Source organism: Planctomycetota bacterium (genome assembly GCA_016207825.1).
In the GTDB taxonomy this organism is placed as follows: Bacteria; Planctomycetota; MHYJ01; order JACQXL01; family JACQZI01; genus JACQZI01.
In genome coordinates, this window is the sequence record JACQZI010000029.1 from 1 (window position 1) to 17,022 (window position 17,022).

The window sequence follows — 17,022 nt, forward strand, 5'->3', positions numbered from 1 at the left end:
CACAAAAGTCAAGGCTTTACCGGAGGGATAAGTCAAGCCGGTCTGCTTGCCAACGATATTATAACCCGATGACACGATACCGCTATATGCCCCCAAAATCTGCTCTTCCTCTGTGGTCAAGCCGAATGAATTATATTTCATGTTGACCGTGGAATCGTCATTACGCGCCTGTGTCATCTGGTATGCTCCGTTATAAGCAAATTCTTCCCATGTAGTGCCGATAACGCCGGTGGCTCTGGTGATAGTGCGTCCGGTAATCATATTCACGGCATTAAACGTCTGGACGATGACGCTTCCGTTAGGGTCTGTTTTCTGGGTCACGTTATTAGCCAAATCATATTGCCAATTGGTATGTATCCCGCCCGGCAAATATTCATCTGTCTGCCTGTCACGCGCGTCATATATCCAGCTTGAAATATTTCCTTTATCATCCGTCATTGAGGTTCTTCTGGAATTGTCATCCCACTCCTGCATAGTAACAATGGTATCAATGATATTCCCTGTTCCTTTTCCTCCTACACGCAAATCCTGCAAGGTTTTGCGTAAACGGGATAAACCATCCACGATACTATACGAGGTGTTGCCTTCCGCATCAATTAAGGATACCATATCGTTTCTGGAATTATACCCGAATTGGCGGGTCGCGTTATCGCCTGTCCGGGTGGTGCTTTTCAGGCGGTCTAATTCGTCAAAGACATTAGTGGTGGTATATTCCTGCGAAGGAGAATTCAAGATTTCCGTCTCAACCATCACTTCGGGATTGGAATTGGCATCCAGGGTAAGCTCCACCATATTCCCTTTGGCATCCTGTGTTTTTATGGGCCTGCCGAGGGCGTCATATTCTGTAATGGAATCGTGGTTAAGGGCATCCCGCACCAGTTCGACCAGCGAACGCTTGTTAAACTTATACTGAGTGGTTGACCACTCGCCTTGTGACGGCGGCTGTTGGGTTAATGGATTGCCTTTCCAGACCTGCGTTTCATAAACCCGCTCGGCTTCGTCACGGAGATATTTCGTTACACTCAATATGACACCGGCGGAATTCTTGCGCGTTACGCTTAAAGTGCTTCCGCAGGCGTTAAGCTCTATATCCGTCCGGTTGCCCAGGGCGTCTATTGAACCGACATACCTGCCGAACTTATCCCTCAAGGTAGTGTTTTCATATCCCCTGGGGTCAACTGTTTTTACGTGGTTACCGTTGGCATCGTAATAATTCTTATAACTGCCCCAGATGCTTGTGCCGTATCCATAAATTGTTTCCCAGGGAAGCCCGCGCTCGTCAAAAGACTTCTTTACCTGGTTGCCTTCCGGCTTGGTCAGTAAGTCCGCATTCAGGCACGGGTCGTATCCGATGCCGGTGGTGATATTCTGCGTGGCAGAAACCTGCTGGATATAAGAAGTAAGGTTATCCATGACACCGCGGATAAATGACGTCCGAATCCACTGCATATTATATTCATCCGGTGTCCCCGCGGGATTATCCGTGTTTTCTATATCCAGATAATCCATGACGCCGTTATCATTGTAGTGGAACATCTTACGGTATTTATTAGTAAACGGGGCGGGCGGATTAATCTGTTCCATTAAGCCGAGTGTACTAACCTGATATCCGGTGGTATTGCCCTTGGCGTCTGTTGAAGAAACTACGTCGCCGGCGGAGTTATAGTCTTGCGAGGAGGTAATCTGCTTTCCGCCTGTTGCCGAATCCAGGATGCTTTTCCAGAGGAAACCTTTACGGGTGGCATCCGTATAATAGTCAATGGCATTCATAAAGCCATCCGGGTCGGTGGAGCCCGTGGGCTGTCCGGAAGAATTCCAGCGGAAGAGTAAGTCGCGGGTTTGGTTTCCGCCCTGCGCGGCTAAGCCTAAGGTAACCACCGGGCAAACCAGTTTGACGGTTTTATCGGTACTCCTATCGGTAATGCCGTCATTGTTAAGGTCGCCTTCGGTAGCCTCTTCCCATTCATAGAAAAGGGTGCTTGTCTTTTGCAGAGGATTAGTATAGGTTTTCAAACGCTGGAAGCGTGATTCATAGGTCATTGATTCAATAATATCCGGCGGAGCCCCTGCTCCCGGAATGGGTTTTTGGGTAGAGCTAAGTAAATTCCCCCGTGCCAGGGGGTCAGAATTAGTTGTATCAAAGGCATTGACTATGGAGTTGCCCATCGGGAAAAACACGCCGGTAGTTTCATAATTGGCATTGCATGTAAAGGTGGTTGCATAAAACTCAGGCTCTTCCGGACGCAGGTTGGGGTTAGTATACTGCCTGATGGAGGTCATAAAACCGGAGGTATTAAAATATTCCTTTCTTAAGTTGCCGTTCATATCAAGTACTTCCGCATACTGCCCGTTGGCATCGACACCGTAAGAAATATGATAAACGCCGCCGTGCCCAAGCGTCTGCTGGATAGGTTTGCCTAAGTTTACGCTTAAGGTGCTCTGTTCATAGGTATTGGTTAAGAAAGTCTGCCCGGCATGGTCTTTCATGCTTTCCACCAGATAATCGGCATTAGAAAGCGTGCCCTGGTTATTCTGCCCTTCCGACAAATAGGCAATCGGGATGGTCTTGCCGCCGGGAATGGTCAGGAGATTAAAACAATGCTTGGCGTTAAATCCGAGTTCCCATGTCCGGTTTGCATAAACTTCAATAACGTGATACAATAATCCGTTAGAATAATAAACAAGCTGTAAAGCCCTGCCCCAGTTATCCGTGATATCAGTCGGGTAACAGGGATAAGAAGAATTATTATACTGGAAAACAAGGAAGGTGCCGGAAGGCGATTCCCATCTGGTAAGCCTGCCCAAAGCGTCGAAATAGCGCTTATCACCGAAGCGACCGGTCAGGATATATGTGCCATCTTGCTGTTTTTCCAGTTTGGCATATAGTCCCGCGGGCGCGGTATAGGAATTATCCGGATTTTTAGTAAAGCGGTCGGAGCGGTTATCGTGGTTATAAAGAATATCGCCGTTTATGGGAGTTGGGTCTAGCCATATTTCATAAGAATGGCTCCAATACGCCCCTAGCGCGCCCATGGAAGAAGGATTGCCGGTGCTCATGTAGGTAAGCGCAAAGAGGCGCGTGATGCCGTCATCCGTATTGCAATTCGGGAGTGAAGGCATGATTAACGGAACGACCTTGCCTTTTACGGACATGGGGAGCGATAAGGTAAGATTACCCAGATATGGATTGACGCCGACGCCTTCATAAACCTGGTTACGCGGCAAAGCCTGCATCGGCTTGGCGAAGAATGTGCCTGCCTGCCCGGGCTGGGCAGAAGAACTGCCTGCGGAGCCTCCGCGCACGTAAATATTATTGTTCGGGTCATTGGGATTTGATTCGTTATAATTATACTCCATGAACGCGGCGAAGAACTTGACGCGTCCTCCTGACGCACCGCCGCCGCCGTTCATAGCACTGTATGGTGCAGGCACGCCGCCGTTACCGCCATCCGCGTAGATTTTTCCCGTAACGGCAATCCTGTATGCCCTAAATAAGATACCGCCACCCGAACCGCCGCCCGCGCCGCCTGTGAAGAGGTCGTCGACCTGGATACCATCCTCACCGTCAGTGCCGCTGGCATCGATGATGCCCTGAACCAAGATAGTTTGAGCAGCATAAAGCAGGCAGACGCCGCCTTTGCCGCCGTAGGGATCAGCCGGGCCCGGAGGAACAACACTGCCGCCGTCAGAGCCCTGGGCAATATCGTCGAAATAAGCCGTGCCGCGCGCGGCACCGCCGGAATTAGGATTGCCGCCGCCCGCGCCGCCCGTGCCGCCGTATCCGCCACCGCCGCCGCCTTTTTCATAATCCGGCGCATCCAAACCATTAGTTAAGGTCGGGTCTTCTATCCCATTCAGGTTAGAATCGGTCAAATCTATCTTGCCGTTAACGCCAATCGTTATATTGCCATCGGTCTTCAAGTTTATTACCCCGCGTGATGTTGATTTCAATATCCCGTTAATCACGATATCGCCTTGAGCCTGGACTTCCCGGCCGCTGCCGGTCTGGAACTCCACGGTTACGCCCTGGTTAACGGTAAAATCTCCTACATTAAAATGTTCTCCGCCTATGGTGGTATTTGCTGTTATTGTCCAGTCCGCGCCCTGATGGTCGCCGCCGGTCAGGTTATCCCAGGTGTCCCTTGCGTCCAATAGAAGCTGTTTCTGGGCAATTGGATTAAGCACAGGGTCTAAACCGGCAACCTGGAAGGTAATATAATACGTGCCGGTAACCGTAGGTGTGCCGCTCAATAAACCGGTGGAGCTATTTAAAGTTATGCCTTCGGGCAGGCTGCCTGAAACAATAGTCCAGGTATAAGGAGCCGGTGCACCGCTTGCGCTTAAGGCAACGGCATAAGGAACGTTTTTATGGGAATAGGGAAGCGATTGCGTCGTAATATTAAAAGCGTAGTTAACCGTAAGGGAAAAATCCAGGGTTGGCTGGGCGCCCGGGAAATCGCTTAGCCTGAGCGTTGCGTTGTAAACTCCGGTGACCGTGGGTGTACCGGACAGTTTTGGCAACCCGGGGTATGGGTCGCTGGAATAAAAAGTATCCGCCTGGTCCCACCACCCGTAACCGGGTCCGCCATTGGTTGATATCAAACTGATTCCCGCGGGCAGGGTGCCGCTTATTATGCTGAAACGGTATCCCGAACATATGTAAGGCGGCTCGTATTCGTCATAGCCCCAGCAATCGTAAAGGATGCCGCCGGTGGCGCTGAGCGTATTATTGTAAGCGATATTTATGGTTGCCGAATTGAGGGGGCTTTGGGTGGTAATCACCAAAGCAGGGGCAATATAGATACTTAAAGGCTGGGTATCTTCCTGGCTGTCATTAGAAATAACTTTAATCGTAAAATTAGCCGTGCCGTTACTCTCCGGCGTACCGGTAATTGCGCCGGTGGATGAATTCAGGTTTAATCCGGCAGGCAATGAGCCGGAAAGAATAGACCAGGTATAGGGAGGGAGACCCCCGCTATAATTAAGCCCCGCGCTATAAGGGTGATTTACTTCCCCATCCGGCAAGGATGCGGTAGTGATATTAAGCTGGGGAATGGCTACGGTGAGAGAATAATCCCTGGTTACAATGACTCCGAGGTAATCCCGTATTTGCAGGGTAAAAAGGAATGTCCCGTATTGGGCGGGCGTGCCAACCAGTTTGGCTTGCCCCGGGTATGGTTCGTTGGTATAAAAAGTATCTGCCTGGTCCCACCACCCGTAACCGGGCCCGCCATTGCTCGTGGTTAGGCTCAAGCCTGCGGGCAATGTGCCGCTTATTATGCTCACGCGGTATCCTGAGCCGATGTAAGGCGGCTCGTATTCGTCATAGCCCCAGCAATCGTAAAGGATGCCGCCGGTAGAATTGATGGTAGTATTATAAGTGCCGCTTAAGGTTGCCGAAGGCAGAGGGCTCTGGGTGGTAATTGACAATGCCGGTGCGATATAGATGCTTAAGCTTTGGGTATCTTCCTGGCTGTCGTTAGAAACTGCTTTAACCGTAAAGTTACCGGTGCCGCTGGCTGTGGGTGTGCCGGAGATAACTCCGGTGGATGAATTGAGATTCAAACCGCCGGGCAATGAGCCGGTAAGAACAGACCAGGTATAAGGAGTGGCTCCGCCTACCGCCGTTAAGGTTTTAGTATACGCATAATTCACTTCGCCATCGGGCATTGAACTAGTCGTAATGTTTAATGGCTGCCCGTTAATGGTAAGCGAGAATTCTTTGGTAACCGGATCGTTTGGATAGCCTTTGGCTCTTAGAGTAAAGTTATATGTGCCTGCCTGGGTGGGTGTGCCGACCAGTTTAGCTTGTCCGGGATATAATGATGTATAAAAGTTATCTGCCTGGTCCCACCATCCATAACCGGGTCCGCCATTGGTCGTGGTTAGGCTTAATCCCGGAGGCAGGCTCCCGGCGGTCAATTCCCAGACATACCCTGAACCGATGTAAGGGGGTTCGAATTCATCATAGCCCCAGCAATCAAAGAGCGTGCCATTCGCGGCGTTTATCTGGGTGTTGTACGCGGAATTAACCTGCCCGCTGGGCAAGGGGCTGTTGGTGGTAATGGTAATCGGGTCGGCAAAGGCAAGGGAATTCACCGCAAAGACGCAAAGAATTGCCAGAGAAATTACCAGGGCAGTTGACAATTTGGTTTTGTTCAACATGGACAATCTCCTTTATATATAATATAATGTAAATGATTTACGAAAAGATTGAAATGGAGTGATTGACCGGAAGAGGGATTCCCTCTGAGGGAACAAGAACTTTCCAAGATATTCCTTTCTCGAAATATCTTATATCAACGTTGTCGTACTTTAAGCTGTAAGATATAATTCAATTTAGTCAGTCGTAGCGTATACTAAATTGGGATGCGCTCCTTGTCAAGAAATTTTTATTGTTCAGGTAAAATATTTTCGCCGCATTCTCTCAAAACACTGCCGCGCTTCACGATCTTGCTACCCGCTGATGAGGGCCGCCCACCACTAACTTATAACCTGTAACCGGTAACCTGCAACACCTTTTATTGCTCATCTATATTTGACATACTTTTTTTATTTTAGTATAATCAAGTCAAGTTGCGTGAGTTTTAGTTGAGGAGAAAGTTATGGGAATGTTTTTCTATTTCGACTGGACATGGTGGCTGATGATTCCCGCCATCTTAATCGCTTTATACGCCCAGATACGCGTCAAGACCACTTACGCGAAATATGCCCAGCGGACTGCAAGTTCCGGGATTAATGCCACTGACGCGGCGCGCCAGATACTCGACCAAGCCGGCCTCGCCGATGTCCCGATAGAACATGTTCCGGGAAACCTGACCGACCATTACGACCCTCGTGAAAGAGTATTGCGGTTATCAGATACCGTATATAACAGCCGTTCATTAGCCGCCTTGGGCGTTGCCGCGCACGAAGCCGGACACGCCATCCAGCACCAGCAATCATATACACCGCTGGTATTCCGGAACGGAATCGCTCCGGTAGTAGCTTTCGGCCAGCATTTATGGTATATCATACTTCTGGGAAGTATTTTTATGATGTCAACTTATCGGGGTTGGCCGGTTTGGATGCTTGATGTCGGGATAATAGTAATGACCGGAGTGGTTGTCTTCCAGGTTGTGACCTTGCCGGTAGAATTTAATGCCAGCAAGCGTGCTTTGGTGTTATTGAAAACAAACGGCATTGTTTTAGAGAGTGAAATCAGTGATGCCCGGGCGGTTTTGAATGCGGCTGCTTTTACCTATGTTGCCGCAACACTCTCTTCAATCTTGATGCTTCTGCGTTTGATTTTAATCCGGCGGTCCCAGGATTGATTTAAATTATATTTCATAATAAGGAGGCAGAGAATGAGCCCAGCAAGACATTCGATTAATCAACACACCAAAGGCATCTCGCATGGACTTGGCGGTTTTCGCGAGATAGTGATTTCGTCCAACAAGCTCGTCATGATGTATTCCGAACATATCTGGCATCCGCCTACAGATGTCTACGAAACCTCCGAAGAAATAATCATTAAATGCGAGATTTCCGGCATAAGCCAGGATGATATCGCCATTAATATCGAAGAAAATAAAGTCGTGATTAAAGGAATCCGGTCGGATTGTGATAAGCGGCCAAAGCGTGTTTTTAAACAGATGGAAATAAATTACGGCGCCCTGGAGAGGGTAATTGCTTTGCACGGTTATGTCGAGCCGGAGCATGCTTACGCCTCATACAGGGATGGTTTTCTGGAGCTGGTTATACCGAAAAACAACCAGCCATCATCGTGTAAAACAAAACAGATTAAAATTAAAAAATAATTTGGAGCAAAAAAGATGCCTGACGAAAATGACGGAAAAGATATTGAAGCGGCATTGCCTGTGGTTCAGGACCGCCTGAAAGAAGGAACGGTTGTTGAATTGGCGATTTTATCTTCACGCGATATCGTCCTGTTCCCCGGAGTCCTCATGCCTTTGTTAATTAGTGATTCCGAGTCGTTAAGCCTGATTGATGATGTCTTGGGCGGCGATAAATCATTCGGCCATATCACGATGAAAGGGACTGCCGAACAGGAGGATGATACCAGGGCCTATAACTTATATGAGTATGGTTGCCGCGCGGTCGTCTTGAAAATGCTGAAGATGCCCGACGGCAAAGCGCGTATTTTGGTCCAGGGCGGCGAAAGATTTAAGCTCGTTGGCATGGTCCAGCACGAACCTTATCTTAAGGCAAAGGTCCAAATCATTCAGGATGTCGTGGAAAATTCAGATGAGCTGCTTGCCTTAACACGCACTGCTACCAATGTTTTTATCAATGTCATCAAACAGGTCCCTTATTTGCCGGTGGAAGAACTGCAAATGGCGGCCATGAATATTACTTCCCCGGTGTTGCTTTCTTATCTGATTGCCGCAAACATGAATTTCCCTGTCCAGGAGAAGCAGAAAATACTTGAAGAAAACGATGTCAAATTGAAATTGGAGCGTATCATCCGGCTTCTCAACCGCGAAATGGAAGTCATCCAGTTGGGCAGTAAAATCCAGAACCAGCTGCAGAGTGAAATAACAAAAGCGCAAAAAGACCAGCTCCTGCGTGAGCAGATGCGCATCATACAGCAGGAACTGGGCGAAGAAGACGACCACTCCCGTGAAATGAAAGAACTTAAGGAAAAAGTTGAAAAAGCCAAACTGTCTCCCGAAGCCCAGAAAGCGGCGGATGAAGAGATTGCTCGCCTGGCGCGTATTTCTCCTGCTTCGGCTGAATATAGTGTTTCCCGGACATATCTGGACTGGCTTGTTACACTGCCATGGTCTGCCTCAACGAACGACATGCTGGACATAAAAAAGGCGCAGAAAGTCCTTGACGACGACCATTACGGCCTGGAAAAGGTGAAGGAAAGGATTCTTGAATACCTTGCCGTCAGGAAACTTAAAAACGATATGCGCGGGCCAATACTCTGTTTCGTCGGGCCTCCGGGTGTCGGTAAGACATCGCTGGGTCGTTCGATTGCCCGTGCTTTGGGAAGGAATTTTTACCGTATGTCCTTGGGCGGAATCCGGGATGAGGCGGAAGTCCGCGGCCACCGCCGCACCTACGTCGGCGCTTTGCCGGGCAGGATTATCCAGGGCATCCGTAAAGCCGGTTCCAATAACCCAATTTTTATGCTGGATGAAGTCGATAAAATCGGGCAGGATTTCCGGGGCGATCCTTCAAGTGCCCTTCTGGAAGTGCTTGACCCCGAACAGAATTTTTCCTTTTCCGACCATTACTTGGAAGTTCCTTTCGACCTTTCCAAGGTGATGTTCATTACCACGGCCAATATCCTGGATACCATTCCCCCGCCGTTACAGGACAGGATGGAAATACTGGAATTGCCCGGCTATACCGAGGAGGAAAAAATAAAAATTGCCCAACTGCACCTGATTCCGAAACAACTGAAGGAACACGGTTTGGATGAAAAGGATTTTACCATAGATGAATCAGCCCTGTGTAAAATAATCAGTTCTTATGCGCGTGAATCGGGCGTCCGCAACCTGGAAAGGGAAATTGCCACTCTCTGCCGTAAAATAGCCAAGGAAAAAGCCAGCGGCAATAAATTCGCCAGGAAAATCACGGCTAATAATGTCGCTGACTTTTTAGGACCCATCAAGTATTTCCAGGAAATCGCCGAACGCACCAGCGAACCCGGCGTGGCAACCGGACTGGCCTGGACCAGGGTCGGAGGTGATATCCTTTTTATAGAAGCCACACGCATGAAAGGGAATAAAGGTTTCATGCTTACCGGCCACTTGGGCGAAGTGATGAAAGAATCTGCCCAGGCGGCTTTGAGTTATATCCGGGCGCATGCCAAGAAGTTTAAGATACAGGAAGATTTCTTCAGGGAATCAGATATCCATGTCCATGTCCCGGCCGGGGCGATTCCGAAAGACGGCCCTTCCGCCGGCGTGACCATGGCGATTTCGCTGATTTCGCTCTTGACCAACAGGCCCGTCCGTTCCGATGTCGCTATGACAGGGGAAATTACCCTGCGCGGGAAAGTGCTGCCGGTTGGCGGGATAAAAGAAAAGGTGCTTGCGGCAAAAAGCAGCGGCATTAAGACGGTGCTCCTGCCCAAAAAGAACATGAAAGATATCGAGGACATCCCGCTCCGGCTGACCAAAGGACTTCATTTTGAATATTTGGACACCATTGAGCAGGCGGTCAAAAAGGCTTTTAAATAATGAACAATATCAAAAAGACACTGGTGGTCGTAATGGCCGGCGGCAAAGGCGAGCGCCTGGAGCCTTTAACCCGCGACCGCACCAAGCCGGCTGTTCCATTCGGCGGGATTTACCGCATCATTGATTTTACCTTAAGCAACGCCCTAAACTCAAATTTCCGGAAGATTATCGTTCTGGTCCAGTATAAATGTAATTCCCTCAACCGCCATTTGCGTGATGGGTGGAATTTCCTTTCCCCGGAATTGGGTGAATACGTGGAAACCATCCCGCCCCAGCAGCGTATCAGGGACACCTGGTACCTGGGCACCGCGGATTCGGTTTACCAGAATATTTATTCAATCGAAAAGGAAAACCCGGCATACGTGATTATCCTTGCCGGCGACCACGTTTACAAAATGAACTATGCGGAAATGCTCGCTTCTCACATTGAAAAAAACGCCGATGTCACGGTCGGCGCCGTTCCTGTTCCTTCGGAATTGTCTCCCCTTTACGGTATTATCGGCGTGGATTCATCAAACCGCATTACCGCCTTTCAGGAAAAACCGCACAGTAATCCGATAACAAAGCATGATAACCCTAAAATGTGCCTGGCATCGATGGGTATCTACATATTTACCACCTCTATTCTGTATGAAACTCTCGTGGCCGATGCGAAAAATGAAAAAAGCACGCATGATTTCGGGCGTGATATTGTCCCCGGCCTTCTCGGCAAGAAACAGCTTTATGTCTACCCATTTACTGATTCTAAAACCAACGGGCCGGGATACTGGCGCGATGTCGGGACCATAGACGCATATTACATGGCGAATATGGATTTGGTTTCGGTCTCGCCTGAATTTAATTTATATGAACCGGAATGGCCTATTTACACCTACCGGACCCCTGCGCCGCCGCCTAAATTTGTCTTTGCGCAGGAAGGACCGGATGCCCGGCGCGGAACGGCGCTTGATTCGCTCGTCAGCCAGGGTTCGATCATCAGCGGCGGCCGTGTGGAGCGCTGCATCATATCGCCCAACGTCCGGGTAAACAGCTATTCCAATATATTCGGCTCTATTCTCTTCGAAGGCGTCGATGTCGGACGCCGCGCCAAGATAAAAAATGCCATCATCGATAAGAATGTTAAAATACCGGCCGGCATGGAAATTGGCTATGACCTGGAAAAAGACCGCAAACGGTTTGCCGTCAGTGAAGGCGGTATCGTAGTAATCGCCAAAGAGCAGCATTTGTAAATACGGAATGAATCCAAAAGCATTGCATAAAATCGGTTACGGAATGTATATCGTCTCTTCGCGTAAAGGAGACAGTTTTAACGGACAGATTGCCAATACCGTTTTCCAAATTACCTCCGAACCCCCCACCATTGCGGTAAGCATCCATAAGAAAAACCTCACCCATGAATATATTTCCGAAAGCAATGTTTTTACCGTTTCCGTCCTGAATAAGGATACCCCGATTAAACTTATCGGAACATTCGGGTTTAAATCAGGGCGTGACCTGGATAAGTTCGAAGGCGTCAAGACGAAAACCGGGGTGACCGGCGTCCCGATTGTTCTTGATAATACCCTGGCTTACCTGGAAGCCGAAGTCATCAAGTCCGTTGATGTGGTGACCCATACTGTTTTTATCGGCAAGGTGGTCAATGCAGAAGTCATACAGGATGAGGAAGGCATGACCTATTGCTATTATCATGAAGTAAAAAAAGGGAAAGCGCCATCCACCGCCCCGACGTATGTTGCTGCGGTGGATAACGCGCCTAAGCAAAAGGAGGGAACCAAAATGGATAAATATGTTTGCAAAGTCTGCGGCTACATCTACGACCCGGAGAAAGGAGACCCCGATTCCGGTATAAAGCCGGGCACCGCCTTCCAGAATATTCCGGATGACTGGGTCTGTCCGGTCTGTGGCGTCGGTAAATCCGAATTCGAAAAAGTTTAATCCTTTATAATCTCAAACCGGTATGTGGTTCATCGGAGTGTAACGACGTCTCTTTAGGGATGGTGAAATAATAAAAAAGGAGTTTGATATGGCCGCGAGATTACAGGTGTACAAATGCGAAATATGCGGGAACATCGTTGATGTATTACACGAAGCCAAAGGCGATTTGGTATGCTGTGGCAAACCTATGAAACAAATGGTGGAAAATACCGTCGATGCTTCAAAGGAAAAGCATGTCCCGGTCGTGGAAAAAACCTCTTACGGATTCTTGGTAAAAATCGGCAGTATGCCCCACCCCATGGAAGAAAAGCATTACATCGAATGGATTGAAGTATTGGCCGATGGCCGGGTCTGCCGCAAGTTCCTAAAAACCGGAGACAAGCCCGAAGCCGAATTCTACCTCAAGGCGGAAACCGTTACCGCCCGCGAATACTGCAACCTCCACGGCCTGTGGAAAAGCTAAGGGCAATTAGTGTCACTCATTGGGGTTTTCCACCCTGCCCATAAAGAGGATGCTGTTGGTCTTGGTATCGCGTATCAGGAATATAAACGGATGATCTGCCCAGAAAGTCGTTTTTTCTTCAGGCATTGCAGTTGCTTCCATTGTCACTGCCGTTGCCGCCGCGGCCTCGGTGCCTTCCTCGTTAACCTCCACAAATGCTTTGTGGATTACACTGGTGATAAAAAAATCCTTATTCCCGTTCATTCCGGAAAAATCAGCCTTTCCGAAGCTGAACGCATCGGTCATTCCCATTGTCTTAAGGATTCCGCTTAACTCAATATCTTTGGTGAATTTCAGTTGCGGGAAGCCGACCTCCACTGTTTGCTTCTTCATGACTTGCAGCCATTTATCCAATTGTTCGGGATTCAGGGCTTTTTCGAGGCCTGCTAATCCGTTGACATTATCCGGAAGCAATACCGCCATGGCCAAAGAGCTGTCGCGGTAAGGCATCTCCAGTATCCGCATGTTTTCCAGTCGGGCGTAATTGAATTCATTTTCCTGCTGCATCATAAGAGTTTCAATATATTTATCTTCGGCGAGTTGGAAGTTGAGGTTTTTGGTCCCTTCCTTATCAAATATAAACTGCCATTTTCCCTTAAAGTAAATCGCATTTGTCAAGACTAGCCTTGTCGCCTCATTTAGAACTCCTTCTTTCAATAGTTCCTTGATTTTATCCTTGGTCTCTTTTTCCACCCAGCTATTGATAGCCTGGCGCGATTCCTCGGTTGCCTTTTCAAAATCAACTTCCATTAATTCCACTCCGTAAAAATTCTTGGTCGAATCCAGGAACGCCGGCAGGAAATTATAGCCTTTCTGCCCCCAAAGCATGTTGGCGACGTTTAGCTCATATCCTTTTTTATCCGGTCCATTAAACTCCTTGTTAAGTTGGGCGAAAGCCTCGTGGAGTATTTCCGGGTCGGTTTCAAAGTAAAGGGTTTTTGCCATCTGTTTAGCGGTTTCATTTTTGGCGCCGGCATAGGCCATGGCCAGTGCGCTTGAAATGCTGTATGGAGAAAAGAAAAGGTTGCCTTTTTCCGCGCGCAGCATTCCGTAAAGGCCAAGGGCGAATTTGTTATTGTAGGCTACGACCTTGTTTACATCGGACGCTTTTTTCTTTGATTCTGGCTCTTCTTTTTTGGGAGAATTTTTTGCGGGTTCCGCTATTGGTTCGGATTTTTTAGCCAAATCCATTCCACAGCCTTCACAGCGGTTAAGTTTCTTCGAACACTTCTGGCAGTAGGTGTCCGCATTGTAAAATATTTCCGTCTTGCAGAAGGCGCAATGGCCGATTACCGCGGCTTTGAAACGGCTTTTGCATTCCTTCGAGCACCAATCCGCCTGTAGCGCGGTATTGTATAAGAGAACCCCTGTTACGGCCAGCATCCCCAAAAACGCCGTGGTTATCATTCGTTTTATCATATATCCTTCCATCTCCACTATTTATAATCATTCAGGCGCACCTAAAGGTTGGCTGCGTAATTTCTAACACCGTCTGAATATCAACTCTCATCATACCAAATCTTGTCAAAAAATAAAGTTTTAAGATGAATTTATTTCGGGCAGCAGGAAGCTTCTTTCTTATCTAAAATCCGCCCATAGGTATTTTCACTTGACAAAGCACGGTAACAAGCTATAATTAACTGGAAACACACTTAAAGGAATAGATATGGGAATGAAGGAAAACGAGCTTCCAAAAACGGTAAAAGATGAAATCACTGATGACGGCATGCCGTTTTTCGAGCTTTTCGGCCAGGACGAGAAATACCACGTGGAAAAAAAGCTCGGCAAAGGCGGCATGGGCGAAGTGCTTTCCGTGGTCGATAAAAATATCCAGCGTAAGGTGGCGCTGAAGCTGATTATCAGAGATAAAGCCTCTGATGCCTCCAGCATGTCCCGTTTTATAGAAGAAGTCCAGATTACCGGCCAGTTGGAGCATCCCAATATCGTCCCGACCTACGAGCTCGGAAAAACAAAAGACGGTAAGATTTATTATACCATGAAGCTGGTCAAAGGGGTTACCCTGGAAGCTATCATCGATTCTCTTAAGGAAAAGAAATCCACTCATAGTATCCAGCAATATTCTTCGAACAGACTCCTGCAGATATTTATCCAGGCATGCAACGGCATTGCTTTTGCCGCCAGTAAAGGCGTCGTCCACCGCGATTTGAAGCCGGAAAACATAATGGTCGGTGAGTTCGGCGAGGTCTTGATAATGGATTGGGGTCTGGCCAAGGTCCTCGGCAAATCCGAGCGCAAAGGTGGTGTCGCTAAAGTCGAAGGCGTCCGGGAAAGCGGTATGGTGACCAAAACAATGGATGGGACGGTCATGGGCACTCCTGCTTATATGCCCCCGGAACAAGCCGCCGGTGAGGTTTCCGAAATCGACGCGCGAAGCGATGTCTACGGCCTGGGCACCATCCTTTACCAGATACTTACTTTTACTCCCCCATATGTCAATAAGGATATCGATAAGGTTTTGGAGGCGGTGGTGAATAAACCCGTAACGCCTCCCAGAAAACGCAATCCCGTTAACCATATCCCGAAAGAGCTGGAAGCCGTTTGCCTTAAGGCCATGGCAAAAAACAAAAGCAAACGCTATGCTTCAGCCCAGCTTTTGGCCGCGGATATCCAAAGCTACCTGGAGGGCAAATCCGTCTCGGCTCTTCCTGATGCTCTTCTTGTCAGGGCGGTTAAATGGGTCAAGCGGAATAAAATCTTGAGCGGCAGTATCGCCGCTATTGTCTTGGTTACGGCCGGGCTCTATGGAGGACTAACCTACCTGCAATACTCGCAAAAACAGGCGGAAATCCGGAATAACTTGAGCGAGGCGGAAGAGTTTGTATCGCAAAATGATTATGAAAAGGCGTTGGAATCCTATAATAAAGCTTTGGGGCTGGATCCGGATAATGTATTTGCAACGATTGGAGCCGGGGATTGCAAAGAAAAACTATCTTCCTTGGCCGAAGAAGAGAAAAAACACGCCGTCGAATCCGAACGCAGCAAAAAGATATCCGAACTCCTCGCGCCGGCCCGGGCGTTTAAAGAGGCGGGCGATAAACTATTGCAGGAAGAAATAAAGCCGATAGAAACGATTCTCTTTAAAACGTTTACGGCTGAAGAAGGCCACAAAATAGACCACGGGAAATATTACAAGCAATGGCTGGAAAAACAGGAGATAATCAAGGAAAAATATGATAAGGCCATCCAGAATTACCAGTCCGTTTACCAGCTTAACCGCGATAACGAAACCGTCAACAAAGACCTCTCCGGGATTTACCGGATCTATTTCGATTGGGCGGAAAAGGTGAATGACTATAAGCTGGCCGAGATTTACGGGCAATTGCTGGCGCTATATGACCGCAAAGGAATTCATGCGGATTACTTGAAAGGCGCCGGCCGCCTTAAAATCACGAGCAACCCACCGGGCGCGGAGGTTTACCTCTTCAGCCTGAAAGCCACTGCTGATAAACGCCTCTCACCCGAAGGATTTAATACTGTGGAGATGGCATTGCAGGACCTTTCTAAGGTCCAATCTCTCAAGCTTGGACAGACCCCACTGGATTGGAAGGATTTGGAAATGGGCTCTTACCTGGCCGTTCTCCATAAAGATGGCTATGCGGATACGCGCTACCCGGTTTTTATCGAGCGAAAGGAATCGGAAATTGCGGATGTCCGCCTGCTCAAGGAATCGGAAATTCCGGAAGGCATGGTTTATGTTCCGGCCGGTGAGTTTTTCCCGCTATTAAATTTGAATGCCAAAGTTATCCTTCCGGGATTTTTAATCAGTAAATATGAAGTGGCTTATGGTGAGTATGTGGAGTTTATGAATAACTCGGATAAAAAAGGTTCTGAAGAAATGATTGACTATTGTAAAAGGATGAAAATTGATTCCTTTGTTGTAGATGCGGAAGGCAAATATGCGCTTAGGAACAGCGTTTTGGAACGCATTCCCGTTGCGTATCTGGTGCCTTCCCAGGCAATGGTTTATGCCATGTGGAAATCGGACAAAAAAGGAGGCAAATATCGGCTGCCGACTATGGATGAATGGATAAAAGCGGCGCGCGGGGCGGATAAACGCCTTTACCCCTGGGGTAATGTCGCAAACAGCATCTTTGCCAATATCTCAGAAGGCGCAAAAGAGACATACCCGGAATTCGCCGGCAGTTTCCGAATGGATTGTTCGATCTATGGGGTTTATGATATGGCTGGAAACCTTTCGGAATGGACTTCTGACTATAAAACAACTTCCGGCCAGAAGTATCATTACGTCAAAGGCGGTCGGATCAATTGGGAAATTAAAAATTGCGGAATTGATAATACGCAACTATATCAGGATGCTTTCCATACTTTCGAAGTAGGTTTCCGTTTGGTAAAAGAAATAGAATAAAG

Annotated in this window: 9 protein-coding genes; 7 read left to right on the plus strand and 2 right to left on the minus strand. The window is 48.2% G+C overall.

The window, feature by feature from the left end:
• On the minus strand, positions 1-6,165 hold a 6,165-nt coding region (locus HY811_10410), incomplete at its 3' end, for a putative Ig domain-containing protein (GenBank protein ID MBI4835208.1).
• Positions 6,166-6,611: 446 nt separating this feature from the next.
• Between HY811_10410 and HY811_10415 the strand changes: the two genes are divergently transcribed.
• The 6 genes from HY811_10415 to HY811_10440 all read left to right on the plus strand — a co-directional run bounded on the left by HY811_10415 (position 6,612) and on the right by HY811_10440 (position 12,594).
• A complete protein-coding gene (locus tag HY811_10415; protein ID MBI4835209.1) occupies positions 6,612-7,313 on the plus strand; it encodes a zinc metallopeptidase in 702 nt (233 codons plus the stop codon).
• A gap of 33 nt (positions 7,314-7,346) precedes the next feature.
• Positions 7,347-7,799 carry an Hsp20/alpha crystallin family protein gene (locus HY811_10420; GenBank protein MBI4835210.1) on the plus strand — a complete coding sequence of 151 codons (453 nt, stop codon included), beginning with the start codon at positions 7,347-7,349 and terminating at the stop codon, positions 7,797-7,799.
• A gap of 15 nt (positions 7,800-7,814) precedes the next feature.
• Positions 7,815-10,196 (plus strand): endopeptidase La, encoded by a 2,382-nt coding sequence (gene lon, locus HY811_10425; protein MBI4835211.1) that lies wholly within the window; start codon positions 7,815-7,817, stop codon positions 10,194-10,196.
• 8 nt (positions 10,197-10,204) lie between these two features.
• Positions 10,205-11,425 carry a glucose-1-phosphate adenylyltransferase gene (gene glgC / locus HY811_10430; protein ID MBI4835212.1) on the plus strand — a complete coding sequence of 407 codons (1,221 nt, stop codon included), beginning with the start codon at positions 10,205-10,207 and terminating at the stop codon, positions 11,423-11,425.
• A 7-nt stretch (positions 11,426-11,432) separates the two neighbouring features.
• Entirely contained in the window at positions 11,433-12,131 is a 699-nt protein-coding gene (locus HY811_10435) for a flavin reductase (protein MBI4835213.1), read from the plus strand.
• An 88-nt stretch (positions 12,132-12,219) separates the two neighbouring features.
• A complete protein-coding gene (locus HY811_10440) occupies positions 12,220-12,594 on the plus strand; it encodes a desulfoferrodoxin (GenBank protein ID MBI4835214.1) in 375 nt (124 codons plus the stop codon).
• A 12-nt stretch (positions 12,595-12,606) separates the two neighbouring features.
• Here HY811_10440 and HY811_10445 read toward each other — a convergent pair whose 3' ends face one another.
• On the minus strand, positions 12,607-14,052 hold the full coding sequence (locus HY811_10445; GenBank protein MBI4835215.1) for a serpin family protein: 1,446 nt from the start codon (positions 14,050-14,052) through the stop codon (positions 12,607-12,609).
• Positions 14,053-14,299: 247 nt separating this feature from the next.
• Between HY811_10445 and HY811_10450 the strand changes: the two genes are divergently transcribed.
• Positions 14,300-17,020, plus strand: coding sequence for an SUMF1/EgtB/PvdO family nonheme iron enzyme (locus HY811_10450; GenBank protein ID MBI4835216.1), 2,721 nt, complete (start codon positions 14,300-14,302; stop codon positions 17,018-17,020).
• Positions 17,021-17,022: the final 2 nt, after the last annotated feature.